Source organism: Pseudomonas sp. GD03862 (assembly GCF_029840855.1).
In the GTDB taxonomy this organism is placed as follows: Bacteria; Pseudomonadota; Gammaproteobacteria; order Pseudomonadales; family Pseudomonadaceae; genus Aquipseudomonas; species Aquipseudomonas alloputida.
Window position 1 is genome coordinate 23,011 of record NZ_JAOCDI010000002.1, and the last position, 15,502, is coordinate 38,512.

Genomic DNA, 15,502 nt, shown 5'->3' on the forward strand with positions numbered 1-15,502 from the left:
GCCGCCAAGAGGCCGGCACTGGCGCTTCGAGCTGTATACAATCAGTAAAAAGCTTGCTTACAATACCGAGCGCCTATGACATCGGTAATCGCCGATGCGTATTGCGCAGGCTTGCACCATGTCATCTACAAACCCTGCAAAAACGCTCCTCGTCAAAAACGCCGCACTGCTGGTCACCATGGACGGCGAACGCCGCGAAATCAAGAACGGCGGCCTGTTCATCGAAGACAACCTGATCAAGCAAGTCGGCCCCAGCGAAACCCTCCCGCAGCACGCCGACGTGATTCTGGACATGGCCGGCAAGGTGGTCATCCCAGGCCTGGTCAACACCCACCATCACATGTACCAGAGCCTCACCCGCGTGGTACCGGCAGCTCAGGACGGCGAGCTGTTCAACTGGTTGACCAACCTGTACCCGATCTGGGCGCGCCTGACCCCCGAGATGATCGCGGTGTCGACCCAGACCGCCATGGCCGAGCTGATCCTGTCCGGCTGCACCACCTCCAGCGACCACCTGTACATCTACCCCAACGGCTGCAAGCTCGACGACAGCATCCACGCGGCGGCCGAGATCGGCATGCGCTTCCATGCCGCGCGCGGCAGCATGAGCGTGGGCCAGAGCCAAGGCGGCCTGCCACCTGACTCGGTGGTGGAAAAGGAAGCCGACATCCTCAAGGAATCGCAACGCCTGATCGAGGACTACCACGATGCCAGCCACGGCTCGATGCGCCGCATCGTGGTCGCGCCATGCTCGCCGTTCTCGGTCAGCCGCGACCTGATGCGCGAGGCTGCCGTGCTGGCGCGCCAGTATGGGGTGTCGCTGCACACCCACCTGGCCGAGAACGTCAACGACATCGCCTACAGCCGCGAGAAGTTCGGCATGACCCCTGCCGAGTACGCCGAAGACCTTGGCTGGGTCGGCCATGATGTATGGCATGCCCACTGCGTGCAGCTCGACCAGCACGGCATCGAGCTGTTCGCCCGCACCGGCACCGGCGTCGCCCACTGCCCATGCTCGAACATGCGGCTGGCCTCAGGCATCGCCCCGGTACGCAAGATGCGCGACCACGGCGTACCGGTGGGGCTGGGGGTCGATGGCTCTGCCTCCAACGACGGCGCCAGCATGATCGGTGAAGTGCGTCAGGCCCTGCTGCTGCAACGGGTGGGCTTTGGCCCTGACGCGATGACCGCACGCGAAGCACTGGAGATTGCCACCCTGGGTGGCGCGAAAGTGCTCAACCGCAATGATATTGGCGCCCTGGCCCCGGGCATGGTCGCCGATTTCGTCGCCTTCGACCTGGGCCATGTGGCGTATGCTGGCGGCCACCATGACCCATTGGCGGCACTGGTGTTCTGCACCCCGACCCAGGTGCATACCAGCGTGATCAACGGCCGCGTCGTGGTGAAAGACGGCCAGCTGGCCACCGTCGACCTGCCGCGCGTACTGGAACGCCACAACCAGCTGGCCCATCAGCTGGTCAGTGGCACTTGAGGCCAGGCATCAGCTCGGCATCGCCGGGTTGAATGAAGGGCATGCGCAGCCCTTTGGGCTGCGCTGTCACCTAGGCAAGCTGCGGGTAGCGCACACTACGATGTCATGTCCACTCAAAGGTCCATGACCATCTCATGCCAGGCCATGCCGCCGTGGTCCGACGGCGACGGTTTCACGTATCGGTAGCCAAGCTTCTGGTACAGGGCCACATGCTGCTCCTTGCACATCAGGTGAATGGTCTGCTTGCCCGCCGCGTGCATGCGCCCGATGAATTCGTTCATCAACAGTTTGGCGTAGCCTTTGCCCTGGTGGGCCGGGTCTACAACCACCGACATGATCACCACGTTCGCGGCCGCCGGGTGATGGCCAACCAGCTCTTTGAAGGCCTCGTCGGACATCACGACCTCGTGGGCGCAGCCACTGTTGATGAAACCAACAATCTCGCCGTCGCTTTCCAGCACCAGGAAGCCTTGTGGGTACTGCGTGATACGCGTGCGGATTTTCTCCAGCGTGGCCGCCTCATCCCCTTCATAGGCGCCAATTTCGATGGCGTAGCAACGCTCGGCATCGGCGGGAACGGGGGTGCGGAACTGAAGGGCGCTCATGGCAGGTATCCTTGGCAATGGTAAAAGCAGCCGCCATGATAAATGAGCATCGACCTTGCACTCCATCATTGCGAACTCGGTCAGGTCGAGTGTGTGACGCTTGCTGCCTGCCAAGGAGGGCAAGCATCATGGGGACCTTGCTCTATTGCCACGGATACGCCGATGACCGCTGTAACTTTCCCCTTCACCGAACCCAGCCGCTGCAAACGCCTGAAAGCGGCCAGCAGCAGGGATCATGACAGCGTCGATCAACTGGTGATGGCAGCGCGGCCTTTCGAGAACCGCGAGCGTTATGGGCGCTTCCTGCAGGTGCAGCACCGCTTTCATGGCAGCCTGTTGGCGTTGTATCAGGATGAACAGCTCAACCAGCAACTGCCGGGGCTGGAGGCGCTGTCACGGTTCGCGGCAGTCCAGGCCGACCTGCGCGACCTCGGCCTGCCGCTGCCAACGCCCGCCCAACTGGTCCGTGTCAGCTCGGCCCAGGCCCTGGGATGGCTGTATTGCAGTGAAGGTTCGAACCTGGGGGCGGCGTTTCTCTACAAGCAAACGCAACGTCTTGGGCTGGAGGGTGACAAGGGGGCCCGCCACCTGGCCCCTCACCCGGATGGCCGAGCGCTGCATTGGCGCGAATTTGTTGCCAGGCTGGACAGCCTGGTGCTGGGGGAGCAGGAGGAAGCAGAGGTGGTAGCGGGGGCGATTGCAGCGTTCGACAGTTATCGGGGGCATCTGCGTGAGGTATTTGCAGGCAGTTGACCGAGTGCAATGGCACCTTTAGCGGGTGCTGCACAGCACCAACTGCCACGGCGATTTTCTACAAGTTGTTGCTGTAGCGAACTTTTTCTTGATTCCCTGTCTATGTGTGAGGCACAGAAAGGTAGCGGAACGCGAGACAAGGTTCGCCCCCCACACCTGCTGGCCAGATGGCTCATTCGTTATCAGAGGTTGGCTACGCTCATGAAAATACGTGTCGCAAGGTTGGTGCTGCTCGGCCTGTTCTCGCTCGCGGCGGTGGGCACGGCATCGGCAACGCAAATGAAAGCAGCCGAACCGGTTTCACCGGCCGTCCAGTCACCGTTGAAGCCAGCCGGCAACCCTTGGTCGAGCGTGGCCAGCGTGGCCGTTGAACAGCCGGCCACGCTCCTGGCGCATGATGACGATCGCTGGCACGACCACCGAAGCGACTGGCGGCGCGAACAGTGGCGGCGTGAACAAGCCCGCCGGGACTGGGAGCGGCGGCGCGACTGGGAACGGCGCCGTGATTGGGAGCGCCGCCATGAGCGCGCCATGCGCCAGCGTCATCATGACGCGCATTATTACTACCGCCGTTGAAGCCCATGCGATCGGTGCAGGGGCGGTGTCAGTCAGCCAGCTGGGAACTCTCGCTCACCGCCTCTGCCTCCATCTTCAAGCGATCCGCCTTGCAGATATACTTGGGCTTGCGTGGCGCCAGCTTGGCACTGGCCTTTTTGGCATGCGCCTGCAATAGCTGCTTGATCTTCTTACGACGGTTCATGGTCTAGGGGCCTGTCAGTACGTTTTCGCTGCCGCCATCATACCCCGGCGGCGAGGGGAAAACGCGGTGAACGGCCCAGCGTATGCCTGCTACGGCCATGCAGGTCGCAGGATTAAACGCGTTTACGTTATTTTCACAGTCCGCAGATTAGCGTCACGCCCTTTCCGGCCACGCGCACAACCGCTGGCCGCCAAGGTACGACGAGGCATACGTGTCACACACTACATCCCCCGCCGCGCACAAGCGCGTGGACTGGGCCGGCCTCGGCTGGCTCTTGCTGTTCTTCTGGTATTTCTCCGGTGTAACCCAAGCGTTGCTGCTGTTCAGCGGGACGACCGGCTTCGCCGGTTTTCGCGATGCGTTGTTCCTCAGCAGCCTGTGGCTGGCGCCCGTCCTGTTGCTGCCGCGCTTCACTCGCGCCACCGCGGCAATCATCGGTCTGGTGCTGTGGGCGGCTTCGCTGGTGGGCCTGAGCTACTTCGGCATCTATCGCCAGGAATTTTCACAAAGCGTCATCTTTGTGATGTTCGAGTCCAACACCGCCGAGGCTGGTGAGTACTTCAGCCAATACTTCAGCGTGGGGCTGGGCCTGGCACTGGTGCTGTACACGCTGGTTGCGGTCCTGCTGTGGCGGCGCGTGCGCCCGGTCAGCCTGCCACTGCGCAGTCGCCTGCCGGTGGTCGTGCTATTGCTGGTGGCCAACCTGGTCGTGCCGTTCTACAAGCAGATGGTCACCCAGGAGCGCAACTTCGCCGATGCGCTCGAAAAAGTGCAGCAGCGAATGGAACCGGCCGTCCCTTGGCAGTTGCTGGTCGGTTACCGACAGTACCGCCAGCAACTGGACAACATGCAGAAACTGCTGGCCCAGAATGCCGCACTGCCACCGCTGCAAAACCTGCGCGACAGCAGTGGTACAGCGCCACGCACCCTGGTATTGGTGCTCGGCGAGTCGACCACCCGCGAGCACATGCACCTGTATGGCTATGACCGCGACACCACGCCCAACCTCGACGCGCTGGCCGCCAGCGATACGGGCCTGACCGTGTTCCGCGACGTGGTATCGCCGCGCCCGTACACCATCGAAGTGATGCAGCAGATCCTCACGTTCGGCGACGAGCAGAACCCGGACCGTTTCCTCAGCGCCCCGTCGCTGATCAACCTGCTGAAACAGGCAGGTTACAAGACCTTCTGGATCACCAACCAGCAGACCTTGACCAAGCGCAACACCATGCTCACCACCTTCTCGCAGCAAACAGACGCGCCGGTGTACCTGAACAACCAGCGCAACCAGAATGCCCGCCAGTACGATGACGTGGTGCTGGCGCCGTTCGAGAAAGCCCTGCAAGACCCTGCGCCCAACAAGTTCATCATCGTGCACCTGCTGGGCACGCACATGGACTACCGCTACCGCTACCCGGACGACTATGCGCACTTCAACGACAGGCAGGGTGTGCCAGCCAAGCTGACAGCGGACCAGGTAAAAACCTACAACTTCTATGACAACGCGGTGCGCTACAACGACTATGTGGTGTCGAGCCTGATCAAGCGTTATGCGGCAGGCAACCCCAACGGGTTCCTGATGTACCTGTCCGATCATGGTGAAGACGTGTACAGCTCCGGTGACCACGACCGCCTGGGGCGCAATGAAGGCGCACCGACCCGGCCGATGTACACCATCCCGTTCCTGCTGTGGACCTCGCCTAGCTGGCAGGCCGAACACCCGCGTGACTTGCAGGCAATGGCCAACCGCCCCTACAGCAGTTCGCATCTGATCCATACCCTGTCAGACCTGGCCGGATTGAGCTACGACCGCTATGAACCGGCCAAGAGCCTGGTGAGTCCACAGTTCGTGGCAGCACCACGCTGGATCGGCGATCCGTACCGCAAGGATGGCTTGCGCGAGTTCGATCAGCTGCCGCAGGACAAGGCCGACGGGGCACAGGAAACAGCCAGCACCCGGCAGTAATAAGGCCGGTTCATGCCCGGCAGCTACCCTGCAGGGCACTCCCCCGCACCGCCTCGGCCAACTTGCGCAGGTTGGCCTGGTGCGCATTCACCAGGCTGGTGATGCTGTTGTCCGCAGCAGTCTGCACTGACGTACGGCAGGTCAGCTCGACCTGCCCTTGCTGCTTCAGGCGCCACACGGCCTCCAGCGACGCGTAGCGCCCTGGTACCGTGTCGAAGCGTTGCACATCCACCCGCAGCGACGCCTTGCCGCCACCCGCCGGGCCGCCCAACAGGTCCTGCAGGGCGCTGCGGAATTCATCCACCAGGTTGGCGCCCCACCACTCCGTCTCCAGAATGGCCAGGCCGCTCTGCCCTTGCCGCACCACCAACTGTGGGCGGTCGACCTGGGGCGGCACAGCCACCCTGACCACCTGAATGCGCTGGCCGCTGTCACGTACCGGGTCGCTCGGTACCAACGTGTGGTAGTTGTTCGGCGTACTGCTGCAGCCCCCGAGCCACACCAGCAGGCTGGCCACACATGCATTGCGCAGTCGTTGCATCGGCTGTCTCCTCAGGGTTCAAGGTCTGCAGGCCCGGCCGATTTCGGCCGGCCACGAATCAGCGACTCGGGGTGGCGGCCCAGGTAATCGGCAAGGTCACGTAGCGAACGCGACATGCGCTCCAGCTCGTCCAGCGTTTCACCCATTCGCTCGCGCTGCGGCGAGTCTTCGGAAATTGCCGAGTTGGCCGTGCGCAGGGTCTTGTGCACCTCGTCCAGCGCCACTTTCACCTCCGGCAACGTCTGGCCATTGAACTGCTTTAGGCTGGCGCGCAGTTCACGCAGGCTGCCGTCCAGGTTACCGGCGATGCTTTCCAGCGGCAGCTTGGCAATGCGCTCCACTACCCTCTGCAGCTGTTCCTGCAACTGCTCAAGGCTGCCGGGCAGCGTCGGGATCATGATGGGGTTGGCAGCCATGTCGAAGGCCACCTTGGGGGCATCGGGGTAAAAGTCCAGCGAAATGAACATCTGCCCGGTGATCAGGTTGCCGCTACGCGCCTGGGCCCGAAGCCCATGCTCGACAAAGGTGCCAATCAGTTTCCGCGCCCCTTGCATATCGCCCTCGGTGTGCTTGAACACCGCCAGCATCTTGCGGTGCACCGGCCCTAGCCGCTGCGGGTAGATCACCGCATCGACCACTACCGGGAAGCTCTGCCGCGTAGCATCGTAATCGAGCTGGATCGAGGTGACCCGGCCAAACTCCACCCCCTTGAACTCCACTGGCGCGCCCACCGACAGGCCGCGCATGGCCTGGTCGAAGCGCAACTGCAGGTACTGCGCCTGGCCATGCGGAGGCGACAGCGCCATGTCGCGGTCGGCGAATAGCTGGAAGCGGGCCTGGTCGGCAGCAGGCTCGGCTTGCGCCGCGAAATCGGGCGAGCCGAAGGCCAGCCCGCCCACCAGAATCGACGACAGCGATTCGGTATCGACCTTCAGGCCATTGGCACCGATCTGCATGTCGATGCCACTGGCATTCCAGAAGCGCGTGTCAGCAGTGACGAACGTGTCGTAGGGCGCCTGCACGAACACGCCAATCTCTACCCCCTTGCCATCGTCCTGGAGGGCAAAGGACACCACCTCACCCACCGGGATCTTGCGGTAGTAGATCGAAGAGCCGATATCCAGCGAGCCGAGGTCGCTGGCGACAAGAACAAAGCGCTTGCCCTTTTCGTCATAGGTGATCGGCGGTGGCAGCTCCAGCCCGACAAAAGACTTTTCCGGCACCTTCGACTCGCCGGAATCAGCCCCGATGAAACTGCCCGAAAGCAGCGTGTCCACCCCGGAAACCCCGCCCACGCCGATGCGCGGTCGCACCACCCAGAAGCGCGCTCCCCGGGTAGCGAATGAACGGGCATCGTTGGAGAGCTGAACCTTGGCCACCACGCTCTTCTTGTCGTCGGCCAAGTCCACCGTGGTCACTTCGCCAATCACCACGCTGCGGTATTTTACCTGGGTCTTGTGCGCCACCAATCCCTCCCCGCTGTGGAAAGAAATGGTAATCACCGGCCCTTGCTGCATCCAGTTGCGCACCACCAGCGAAGCGCCGATCAGGATCGCCAGGATCGGCACGATCCATACCAGCGACACACTCCAACGTCGGGTGCGCACTTCAACCTGCCCAGGGCCCTCGCGCTTGTCAGTCTGTTGCCCCATCAATGCGGCCTCCCCTCGTTGGCATGGCTATCCCAGATCAGGCGTGGATCAAAGCTCATCGCAGAGAACATGGTCAGCACTACCACCATGCCAAAGAACAGAATGCCCACACGCGGCTCGATGGTGCCCAGCCCGCGCAGTTGCACCAGCGCAGCCACCAGCGCCACTACCATCACATCGAGCATGGACCAATAGCCGATCAGCTCGACGAAGCGGTACAACTGCGAACGCTGCCGGCAGGCCCAGGAAGAACCACGCTGGGCAGTGAACAGCAGCAGGCCAAGGGAGAAGAACTTGATGGCGGGCACACCCACGCTGGCAATGAAAATGATCAGCGCGATGTCCCAGGCCCCGGCTTCCCAGAACTCCAGCACGCCACCGCCAATGGTGCTTTCTGTACCACTGCCGAGCATTTCGGTGTGCATCACCGGCAGCAGGTTGGCGGGGATGTAGAAAACCAGGGCTGCCAGCAGAAACGCCCAGCCACGGCTGATGGCATTGGCCTTGCGTCGGTGAATGACGGCGCCGCAACGGTTGCAGGTGTGCGCGCCACTGCGCGTGTCGCATGCCTGGCCACAGCCATGGCACAGACACAAGCCAAGGTCGTGCGCCTTGACCGGGGCAGTCATACCTGTTCCCACAAGTCGCGGATGTCCTTGCCGGCAATGTGGATGATCAACATGCTCAATGCGGCCAGGGCCAGCAGGCCGATACCGGGGATCACATCGAGCAGCCCCGCCAGTTTGATCACTGCCACCATTGCCCCCAGCAGACACACCTCCAGCATGCTCCAGGGCCGCAGGCTTTCCAGGCCACGCATGCACAGGGCAAAGCCGGGGGCACGCTGGCCGGCAAGGGCAAAACCCAACACCCAGCACAACAGGGCAATTTGCAGCAGCGGCGCAAAAATGATCGACAGCGCCATGACCAGAGCGATGAAGGTGATACTGCCATGACTGAGGATCTGCACGGCGTCCCACAATGTGGCCGAGTGGGTCAGCCCCTGCATGCCGATGGTCATCACCGGGTAATAGTTGGCGAACACCAGCAGGACACCGCCAGTCACACTCAGTGCCAGCCGCTGCTCGATAGTCAGTGACCTGTGCCGGTACAGCACGCCGCCACAGCACGGGCAAAGGGCACGTTGATGTTTGAGCAGCGGTGCACGGTGGTACACCGTGTCGCAATACTCGCAGATGATCACATCTTGCGTCTGGCTCATGGTTTGCCCACAGGTAGCCTTGGATCAGGCCAAGAGGCTAATCGGAACGGCGTCTGATATCCGGTGTAGACCATCTGGGCAAAACTTCCATCACGACATCAAAGGCGAACTATTCTGTGAGGCGGGCTTTCCGCCCGGTGGAGGTGTGCCATGCGTACGTTCACGTGGAGTTACCTGTTGATGCTGCTGTGCGCAGCATCGGCCGCCCAGGCGCAGTCGGTGGTGCCGCTCAAGGGCCAGAGCAGCCAGCAGATGCAACTGGATATCAACGATTGCAATACCGTAGCCACCAATGCCGCAAACGGCACAGCGACGTCCAGCGACCCACATGTCGGTGGCCGGGTTCGCGGTGCAGCTGCGGGTGCCGCCGCCGGTGCTGTAGGCGCGCAGGTGCGCGGCAACCAGCATGACGAGTTGTATGACCGGGTGGGTGACGATGCCAAGCAGCAATACCGGCAGAACCGTGCCGGCGAAGTGGCCGCCGCCGGGGCCGCGGTCGGTGGCATGCGCCAGCGTCAGGACCGGCGCCAGGACCGGCGCGGCCAGGACGAGGCCAAAACCCAGGCCCATGCCAGTGCCTACAGCGGTTGCCTGCAAGGGCGCGGCTACCAGGTCAACCCCTGAGCAATCGCCACGCCATGCTCCTCCTGCCGGGGTGGCATGGCGTGCTCAGTTCAGGAACTTCGCCAGCTCTTCGCGACAAAATTCCACGAACAACTGCGCCGGCTTGGTCAGCTGGACTCGCTTCAACCACGCCGCAGCCAGCCCCGACAGCGCCACCGGCTCGGCAATGTCGAGCATCGCCAGGCGTTGGCCGTCATAGGTGTATTCCGAGTGCGGACGGGTTACCAGCAACGAAAAACCGAAACCCTGACCGACCATGCCGCGCACCATCTCGATCGACGGCGAACTGAAGACGATGTTCGGTGCCAGGCCCATCTCGTTGAACAAGCTGACGAAGTAGGTGCGGCTAGGGGCCACGTCCAGCAGGATCATCGGCTCGGGGCACAGGTCGCGCAGCGAGACCTGGGCCTGGCTGGCAAAGCGGTGGTTCTCGGGTAGCAGCACATAGGGCTTCTGCGGCGGCATCAGCGGCTCGGCCTCGATGGTGCCATCCAGGTCGTGGTCATAGAGAAATGCCAGGTCGAATGTTCCAGCGGTCAGGCCCTGGATCAGGTCCTGCTGCTCACCGTCGCGCAGGCGAATGTCCACACCCGGGTAGCGCTGGCGAAAGCCGGCGATCAGGCGCGGCAGGTACAGTGGCGCCACGGTTTCGAAACAGCCAATGTCGATCTGCCCGGCGACGGTATCGTTGTCGGCCAGGGCGTTCTGTTCGAACTCATGGGCCATCTGCAGCAGCGACTTGGTCTTGGCGTAGAAGCGTTTGCCGCTGGGCGTCAATGACACACCCTGGGCGTGGTGGCGGATGAACAGCTGCACACCGAAACTTTCCTCCAGGCTCTTGATGGCCGTGGAGATGGACGGCTGGGCGATGTACAGCTGGCGTGACGCTTCGGCCACACTGCCCGCTTCCACGGTGGTGACGAAGTACTTCAGTTGTCGCAAGGTATAGGCAGCCACAGGGTACCTCTCTGACGCGGGTCTGGGCAGGCTGGGATCATGCCTCACACTTTACCCTTGGCTGCCGCTCTGCGGGGGCTGAGCGCTGAAGGATTTACCTATGCCTTGAGCAGGTTTTTTGTAGGGTCTGCCAGTACCTCGGCTCACAGGCCTGCGCAAACCGGCGCCGCACCACGCTTGCGCCTGGAACGGGGCCCCGTGGCACAGCAACCACTGGTCAAAAACGCCCGAACGTCTTTACTGATAGTCATCGGCCCCAGGTAAACGGTGTGCGCTTATGAAGATCGTGGTCACCAGCATCCTCGTCGACGACCAGGCCAAGGCCCTGGCTTTCTACCACTACGTACTCGGTTTCGAGCCCAGGCACGACATCCCCATGGGCCGGCACCGCTGGTTGACCCTGACTTCGCCCAACGACCCCAATGGCGTCGAACTGCTGCTGGAACCCGACGCGCACCCGGCGGCCAAGGTGTACAAGGCCGCGCTCAAGCAGGATGGCATCCCCGCCACCTCGTTCGGCGTGCGTGACATCCAGGCCGAATACACCCGGCTATGTGCGGCCGGTGTGCAGTTCATCCGGCCACCAACCCCAATGGGGCCGGTTACCGTGGCGGTGTTCGATGACACGTGCGGCAACCTGATCCAGATTGCCCAGAAGCATTAGCCGGTTGCCCTTAACCCAATGCGCACCCACAAGGAAAACAGATGCGCCACGAATTCAGCGAAGTGCTCAACGACCTGGTCGACTACTTTCTGCTTGGCGATATCCAGTTGCTCGAACGCTTCAAGCAAGACCAGCAACTGCCCGACGACCTGGCCCATGCGTTCACCCACGGTGACAGCGGCGACCAGGCTGTGCGCGAAGGCATCGTGCTGCCGCTGGCCGGTGTCGACAACCTGCCCTACCGCATCCTCTTCACCCTCGATAACCACACACCGGCCCTGCGCGAGGCCGGCAGCCGCCTGAAGCACCGGCGCAATGGCTATGTACTGCGGATCGAGCACGGTGCGCTGATGCTGTACACCTGGCGCATCCTGCAGCACTTCACGCCCAAGACCCTGGGTGACCTGATGGCGCGTTACCGGCTGCCTGGGCGGCCGATCATCGAGCTGGACAATGGCTGGTACGACGTGGAGGTACTGGCGGGGGCACTGGTGCGCGACGGGTTGTACGAGCCAGCGTTCGAGTTCGTGCTGAAGAAGCGCTGGAGCCGGGGTGAGGCGACAGCTGTGGATACCGGGTATGCATTCGGGCTTCGTGGCTACTTCGACTGATTGATCGCCTGTGCCGGCCTCTTCGCGGGTGAACCCGCTCCTACGGGGGGCACAGGGGTTCAGAGATTGTTGGGGCTGCTTTGCAGCCCTTCGCGGGTGAACCCGCTCCTACGGGGGCCGCAGGGGGGCAGAGATTGTTGGGGCTGCTTTGCAGCCCTTCGCGGGTGAACCCGCTCCTACACGGTACCTGTAGGAGCGGGTTCACCCGCGAAGAGGCCGGCACAGGCAAACTCGACCTTCAGGTGTGAGTGATATCCCGATCCTTGGTCTCCGGCAGGAAGAAGATCCCCAGCACCGCCGTCATCACGGCAATCACGATCGGGTACCACAAGCCGTAATAGATATCCCCGGTCGCTGCCACCATGGCAAACGCCACGGTCGGCAGGAAGCCGCCGAACCAGCCATTCCCGATGTGGTAAGGCAGCGACATCGAGGTGTAGCGGATGCGCGCCGGGAACAGCTCCACCAGCCAGGCGGCAATCGGCCCGTAGACCATGGTCACGTAGATCACCAGAATGGTCAGCAGCAACAGCACCATCGGGTAGTGGATTTTCGCCGGGTCGGCCTTTTCCGGGTAGCCCGCCTCTTTCAATGCACCACTCAGGGTTGCGGTAAACGCTTCGCTTTGCACCTTGAAGTCCGCCGCCGCCAGGCTGCTGCCATCAAAGCTCGGCAATACCCGTTCGCCAATGCGGATCTGTGCCACGCTGCCGGGTTCCGCCGCTTCATTGGTATACGGGATGGCGCGCTTGGCCAGCAGGCTCTTGGCAATGTCGCAGGAGCTGGTGAATTTGGCCTTGCCCACCGGGTCGAACTGGAATGCACATTGGCCCGGGTCGGCCACCACCACCACCGGGTTCTGCTCCTGGGCAACGAATACATCCGGGTTGCCATACTCGGTCAGTGCCTTGAAGATCGGGAAATAAGTCAGCGCGGCGATGATGCAGCCGGCCATGATGATCTTCTTGCGGCCAATCCGGTCGGACAGGCTGCCGAAGAAAATGAAGAACGGTGTGCCGATCAACAATGAACCGGCAATCAGCAGGTTGGCGGTCTGCGCCTCGATCTTGAGCGTCTGCAACAGGAAGAACAACGCGTAGAACTGCCCGGTGTACCACACCACGGCCTGGCCGGCGGTGCCGCCGAGCAGCGACATGATCACCACCTTGAGGTTGTCCCAGCGGGCGAACGATTCGGTCAGGGGCGCCTTGGATGCCTTGCCCTCGGCCTTCATCTTCATGAACACTGGCGACTCGTTCAGCTGCAGGCGGATGTACACCGAAATCGCCAGCAGCAGAATCGACAGCAGGAACGGTATCCGCCAGCCCCAGGCCTCGAACGCTTCCGTCCCCATGGCGGTGCGACAGGCCATGATCACCAGCAGCGACAGGAACAGCCCCAGGGTGGCAGTCGTCTGGATCCAGGCAGTGAAAAAGCCGCGGCGGCCCTTGGGCGCATGCTCGGCCACGTAGGTGGCCGCGCCGCCGTACTCACCGCCCAGCGCCAGCCCCTGCAGCAAGCGCAGGGTGATCAGGATGATCGGCGCGGCCACGCCGATCGTGGCGTAGCCCGGTAGCAGGCCCACCACTGCGGTGGACAGGCCCATGATGACAATGGTGATGAGGAAGGTGTACTTGCGCCCGATCATGTCGCCCAGGCGGCCGAACACGATGGCGCCGAACGGTCGGACGGCAAAGCCGGCGGCAAAGGCCAGCAAGGCAAAGATGAACGAGGTGGTTTCATTGACGCCAGCGAAGAAGTGCCTGGCGATAATCGCGGCGAGTGAGCCGTACAGGTAGAAGTCGTACCACTCGAATACCGTGCCCAGGGACGAGGCGAAGATGACCTTGCGCTCCTCCTTGGTGATACCGCGTTGGGGCGCGCTGCCCGTGGATGTGCTGTCGAGAACCGCCATGGGTTGCCTCCGTCATGTTGTCATGCAGGCCGGAGCACCTCACAACCACTTCACCGTCGCACCCAGGCCCTGGCGCTTGCTTTGGTTGCGCGAAGCACGACGAGGCTGGCCGCCTCGGATCGCAGCAAGGTTCATGAAGCATAATCGGGATTGGCTGGATATCCACCCGCCGGGCCCTGCACGAGAGGGCGGCCTGGACGACACGCAGCACCGGGGTGCCGGGCGATAGCGGGTTGGCTGACGATTTTGGCGGGGGCGGTTTCACCCGCCAGGCACTACCGGCCCCTTCAACTCGACCTGATTACCATCCGGGTCGTAGCAGTACAGCGAAAGCCCCTCGCCTTCGGCACCATACCGCTTCTCGGCAGGCTCCACCTTTACCCCGGCGGCTTCCAGATAGGCCGTCAACGCGGCCTCGTCGAACGGCTCGATGCGCAGGCAGAAATGGTGCAGGTTACGCCCTTCCACGCCCGGTGCCGCTCCGCCTGGCTGCCCCAGTGGGCCATCCAGGGTCACCAGGTCGATCATCGCCGTGCCCGTGGCCAGGTGCACCATACCCAGGTCTTCGCGCACGCGGCTGACGGTGCAGCCAAGCAGCTCGGTGTAAAAGGCAACACTGCGCGGCAGGTCGCTGACCCGCAACACCAGGTGGTCGATGTGCTTGATGGTGAAAGGCCGCATGCCGGGCTCCCTGTGGCGTGTTTGCGAATAGGTTCGCCACCATAGCGCAGGTTCACGCGGCGTGACCAGAATCAGCTACTCGTTCACCAAGCGTTGCAGTACGCCCCCTTCATGGCGCGTCAGGATACGCAGCAATTGGTCGACCAGCGCCCGGTCCGGCGCATCCAGGTGGAAGTGGTGCCCGCCTGGGTGCCAGGAGACTTTCGCCTGGCTGGGCAAGGCGGCCTGACGCCGGGTAAAGGCCTCGCCGGTGAAGGCCCCCTGGCGGCCGAACAGCAGGTACAACGGGCAGCGGATCTGGCTGAGCAGGTCGCAGGCTTCGCGCTCGGTCAGTGGCATGGGTTCGGGCAATACCAGCCGCGGGTCGTGGCGCCAGCAATAGCCATCGTCCAGCTGTAGCAGGTCGCGCAGCGCCAGCAGCCGAGCGGCACCTTCCGACAGTTCGGTGTCCAGCCGCTCGCGGCGTTGCGCCAGGGCGTTGTCCAGGTCGTCGAAGCGACCAACATCCGGCTCGGCAAAACCCGGCAACTGGCTGCGCTGTACCATGCGCTTGAGCCGGTAGGCCCGCGCCAGGTGCTGCACGCGATCATCTTCGGCCACCGTGAACGGTGCGCCCATGCCGTCGAGGAAGGTCATGCTGGCAATGCCACTGGTCATCGCCGCCAGCAGCGACGCTATACCGGTGCCCATCCCATGGGCCAGCACATGAAATTGCGCCAGGCCCAGGCTGTCGGTCACCGCCAGCATGTCTTCGGCATGCTCCCACAGGTAATAGCCGCTGTCGTGGCGACGATGGCCAGAACGGCCATGGCCGATCAGGTCGGGGGCCACCACGAAGCAGCCGTCCAGCATCGGTGCCAGGCGCTCGAACGAGGCAGCGTTATCCAGCCAGCCATGCAAGGCCAATATGGGGATACCGTCTTCTGCCCCCCAGGTGCGAACCGCTATTTCAACGCCATCGAGGTCTAGCAGGTGGTCTTTCGGACTGCACAGCGAACGCATTGCAATTCTCCTTGGCTGAAGCCTGCACCATGACCTGCCTCACCCTCTCGCAGATCC

17 protein-coding genes are annotated in these 15,502 nt (G+C 62.9%); 7 read left to right on the top strand and 10 right to left on the bottom strand.

Annotated elements, in window-relative coordinates; genetic code table 11:
* The first annotated feature begins 118 nt into the window (after positions 1-118).
* On the top strand, positions 119-1,492 hold the full coding sequence (locus N5D53_RS01540) for an 8-oxoguanine deaminase (protein ID WP_029615658.1): 1,374 nt from the start codon (positions 119-121) through the stop codon (positions 1,490-1,492).
* A gap of 113 nt (positions 1,493-1,605) precedes the next feature.
* Here N5D53_RS01540 and N5D53_RS01545 read toward each other — a convergent pair whose 3' ends face one another.
* Positions 1,606-2,097 (bottom strand): GNAT family N-acetyltransferase, encoded by a 492-nt coding sequence (locus N5D53_RS01545; protein ID WP_279839412.1) that lies wholly within the window; start codon positions 2,095-2,097, stop codon positions 1,606-1,608.
* A 162-nt stretch (positions 2,098-2,259) separates the two neighbouring features.
* Here N5D53_RS01545 and N5D53_RS01550 point away from each other — a divergent pair, with 162 nt between their 5' ends.
* Together N5D53_RS01550 and N5D53_RS01555 are read left to right on the top strand one after the other, a co-directional pair.
* A complete protein-coding gene (locus tag N5D53_RS01550; protein WP_121161850.1) occupies positions 2,260-2,850 on the top strand; it encodes a biliverdin-producing heme oxygenase in 591 nt (196 codons plus the stop codon).
* A 201-nt stretch (positions 2,851-3,051) separates the two neighbouring features.
* A complete protein-coding gene (locus N5D53_RS01555; RefSeq protein ID WP_104962013.1) occupies positions 3,052-3,426 on the top strand; it encodes a hypothetical protein in 375 nt (124 codons plus the stop codon).
* Positions 3,427-3,454: 28 nt separating this feature from the next.
* On the opposite strand, the gene N5D53_RS01560 is transcribed toward N5D53_RS01555, so the two are convergent.
* Positions 3,455-3,610, bottom strand: a complete 156-nt coding sequence (locus tag N5D53_RS01560; protein WP_064493526.1) for a DUF2986 domain-containing protein — start codon at positions 3,608-3,610, stop codon at positions 3,455-3,457.
* Positions 3,611-3,821: 211 nt separating this feature from the next.
* Between N5D53_RS01560 and N5D53_RS01565 the strand changes: the two genes are divergently transcribed.
* Positions 3,822-5,576, top strand: coding sequence for a phosphoethanolamine transferase CptA (locus N5D53_RS01565; RefSeq protein ID WP_104962014.1), 1,755 nt, complete (start codon positions 3,822-3,824; stop codon positions 5,574-5,576).
* A gap of 10 nt (positions 5,577-5,586) precedes the next feature.
* Here N5D53_RS01565 and N5D53_RS01570 read toward each other — a convergent pair whose 3' ends face one another.
* Genes N5D53_RS01570 through N5D53_RS01585 form a run of 4 tightly spaced genes read right to left on the bottom strand, consistent with a single transcriptional unit; the run spans position 5,587 to position 8,991 of the window.
* Complete coding sequence (locus N5D53_RS01570; protein WP_104962015.1) at positions 5,587-6,117, bottom strand: PqiC family protein; 531 nt, start codon at positions 6,115-6,117, stop codon at positions 5,587-5,589.
* 11 nt (positions 6,118-6,128) lie between these two features.
* Positions 6,129-7,769, bottom strand: coding sequence for an MlaD family protein (locus tag N5D53_RS01575; RefSeq protein ID WP_279839423.1), 1,641 nt, complete (start codon positions 7,767-7,769; stop codon positions 6,129-6,131).
* Positions 7,769-8,398, bottom strand: a complete 630-nt coding sequence (locus N5D53_RS01580) for a paraquat-inducible protein A (protein WP_020190923.1) — start codon at positions 8,396-8,398, stop codon at positions 7,769-7,771. Before N5D53_RS01580 ends, N5D53_RS01575 begins: the two co-directional genes overlap by 1 nt.
* Positions 8,395-8,991 carry a paraquat-inducible protein A gene (locus tag N5D53_RS01585; RefSeq protein WP_104962018.1) on the bottom strand — a complete coding sequence of 199 codons (597 nt, stop codon included), beginning with the start codon at positions 8,989-8,991 and terminating at the stop codon, positions 8,395-8,397. Before N5D53_RS01585 ends, N5D53_RS01580 begins: the two co-directional genes overlap by 4 nt.
* 150 nt (positions 8,992-9,141) lie before the next feature.
* Here N5D53_RS01585 and N5D53_RS01590 point away from each other — a divergent pair, with 150 nt between their 5' ends.
* Entirely contained in the window at positions 9,142-9,615 is a 474-nt protein-coding gene (locus N5D53_RS01590; RefSeq protein ID WP_014591473.1) for a YMGG-like glycine zipper-containing protein, read from the top strand.
* A gap of 45 nt (positions 9,616-9,660) precedes the next feature.
* Here N5D53_RS01590 and N5D53_RS01595 read toward each other — a convergent pair whose 3' ends face one another.
* Positions 9,661-10,572, bottom strand: coding sequence for a LysR family transcriptional regulator (locus N5D53_RS01595; RefSeq protein ID WP_014591474.1), 912 nt, complete (start codon positions 10,570-10,572; stop codon positions 9,661-9,663).
* Between the two features lie 277 nt (positions 10,573-10,849).
* On the opposite strand from N5D53_RS01595, the gene N5D53_RS01600 reads away from it, so the two are divergent.
* Both N5D53_RS01600 and N5D53_RS01605 read left to right on the top strand, forming a co-directional pair.
* Positions 10,850-11,236, top strand: coding sequence for a VOC family protein (locus N5D53_RS01600; protein WP_003250815.1), 387 nt, complete (start codon positions 10,850-10,852; stop codon positions 11,234-11,236).
* 41 nt (positions 11,237-11,277) lie between these two features.
* Positions 11,278-11,847: a hypothetical protein gene (locus tag N5D53_RS01605; RefSeq protein ID WP_104887412.1), complete on the top strand. Its 570-nt coding sequence runs from the start codon at positions 11,278-11,280 to the stop codon at positions 11,845-11,847.
* 238 nt (positions 11,848-12,085) lie between these two features.
* Here the strand turns inward: N5D53_RS01605 and N5D53_RS01610 are convergent, their stop codons facing one another.
* The 3 genes from N5D53_RS01610 to N5D53_RS01620 form a co-directional block, all read right to left on the bottom strand.
* On the bottom strand, positions 12,086-13,762 hold the full coding sequence (locus N5D53_RS01610) for an MFS transporter (protein ID WP_064490777.1): 1,677 nt from the start codon (positions 13,760-13,762) through the stop codon (positions 12,086-12,088).
* 261 nt (positions 13,763-14,023) lie between these two features.
* Positions 14,024-14,443, bottom strand: coding sequence for a VOC family protein (locus N5D53_RS01615; RefSeq protein ID WP_003250810.1), 420 nt, complete (start codon positions 14,441-14,443; stop codon positions 14,024-14,026).
* Positions 14,444-14,518: 75 nt separating this feature from the next.
* The gene (locus tag N5D53_RS01620) at positions 14,519-15,445 is read right to left on the bottom strand and encodes an alpha/beta fold hydrolase (protein ID WP_010953494.1); all 927 of its coding nucleotides are present in this window, start codon (positions 15,443-15,445) and stop codon (positions 14,519-14,521) included.
* Between the last annotated feature and the right edge of the window lie 57 nt (positions 15,446-15,502).

Excerpts from the sequence above, each read along its gene's own strand:
- N5D53_RS01540 (WP_029615658.1), top strand. The coding sequence starts at position 119 with ATGTCATCTACAAACCCTGCAAAAACGCTCCTCGTCAAAAACGCCGCA.
- N5D53_RS01545 (WP_279839412.1), bottom strand. The coding sequence starts at position 2,097 with ATGAGCGCCCTTCAGTTCCGCACCCCCGTTCCCGCCGATGCCGAGCGT.
- N5D53_RS01550 (WP_121161850.1), top strand. The coding sequence starts at position 2,260 with ATGACCGCTGTAACTTTCCCCTTCACCGAACCCAGCCGCTGCAAACGC.
- N5D53_RS01555 (WP_104962013.1), top strand. The coding sequence starts at position 3,052 with ATGAAAATACGTGTCGCAAGGTTGGTGCTGCTCGGCCTGTTCTCGCTC.
- N5D53_RS01560 (WP_064493526.1), bottom strand. The coding sequence starts at position 3,610 with ATGAACCGTCGTAAGAAGATCAAGCAGCTATTGCAGGCGCATGCCAAA.
- N5D53_RS01570 (WP_104962015.1), bottom strand. The coding sequence starts at position 6,117 with ATGCAACGACTGCGCAATGCATGTGTGGCCAGCCTGCTGGTGTGGCTC.
- N5D53_RS01575 (WP_279839423.1), bottom strand. The coding sequence starts at position 7,769 with ATGGGGCAACAGACTGACAAGCGCGAGGGCCCTGGGCAGGTTGAAGTG.
- N5D53_RS01580 (WP_020190923.1), bottom strand. The coding sequence starts at position 8,398 with ATGACTGCCCCGGTCAAGGCGCACGACCTTGGCTTGTGTCTGTGCCAT.
- N5D53_RS01585 (WP_104962018.1), bottom strand. The coding sequence starts at position 8,991 with ATGAGCCAGACGCAAGATGTGATCATCTGCGAGTATTGCGACACGGTG.
- N5D53_RS01590 (WP_014591473.1), top strand. The coding sequence starts at position 9,142 with ATGCGTACGTTCACGTGGAGTTACCTGTTGATGCTGCTGTGCGCAGCA.
- N5D53_RS01600 (WP_003250815.1), top strand. The coding sequence starts at position 10,850 with ATGAAGATCGTGGTCACCAGCATCCTCGTCGACGACCAGGCCAAGGCC.
- N5D53_RS01605 (WP_104887412.1), top strand. The coding sequence starts at position 11,278 with ATGCGCCACGAATTCAGCGAAGTGCTCAACGACCTGGTCGACTACTTT.
- N5D53_RS01610 (WP_064490777.1), bottom strand. The coding sequence starts at position 13,762 with ATGGCGGTTCTCGACAGCACATCCACGGGCAGCGCGCCCCAACGCGGT.
- N5D53_RS01615 (WP_003250810.1), bottom strand. The coding sequence starts at position 14,443 with ATGCGGCCTTTCACCATCAAGCACATCGACCACCTGGTGTTGCGGGTC.
- N5D53_RS01620 (WP_010953494.1), bottom strand. The coding sequence starts at position 15,445 with ATGCGTTCGCTGTGCAGTCCGAAAGACCACCTGCTAGACCTCGATGGC.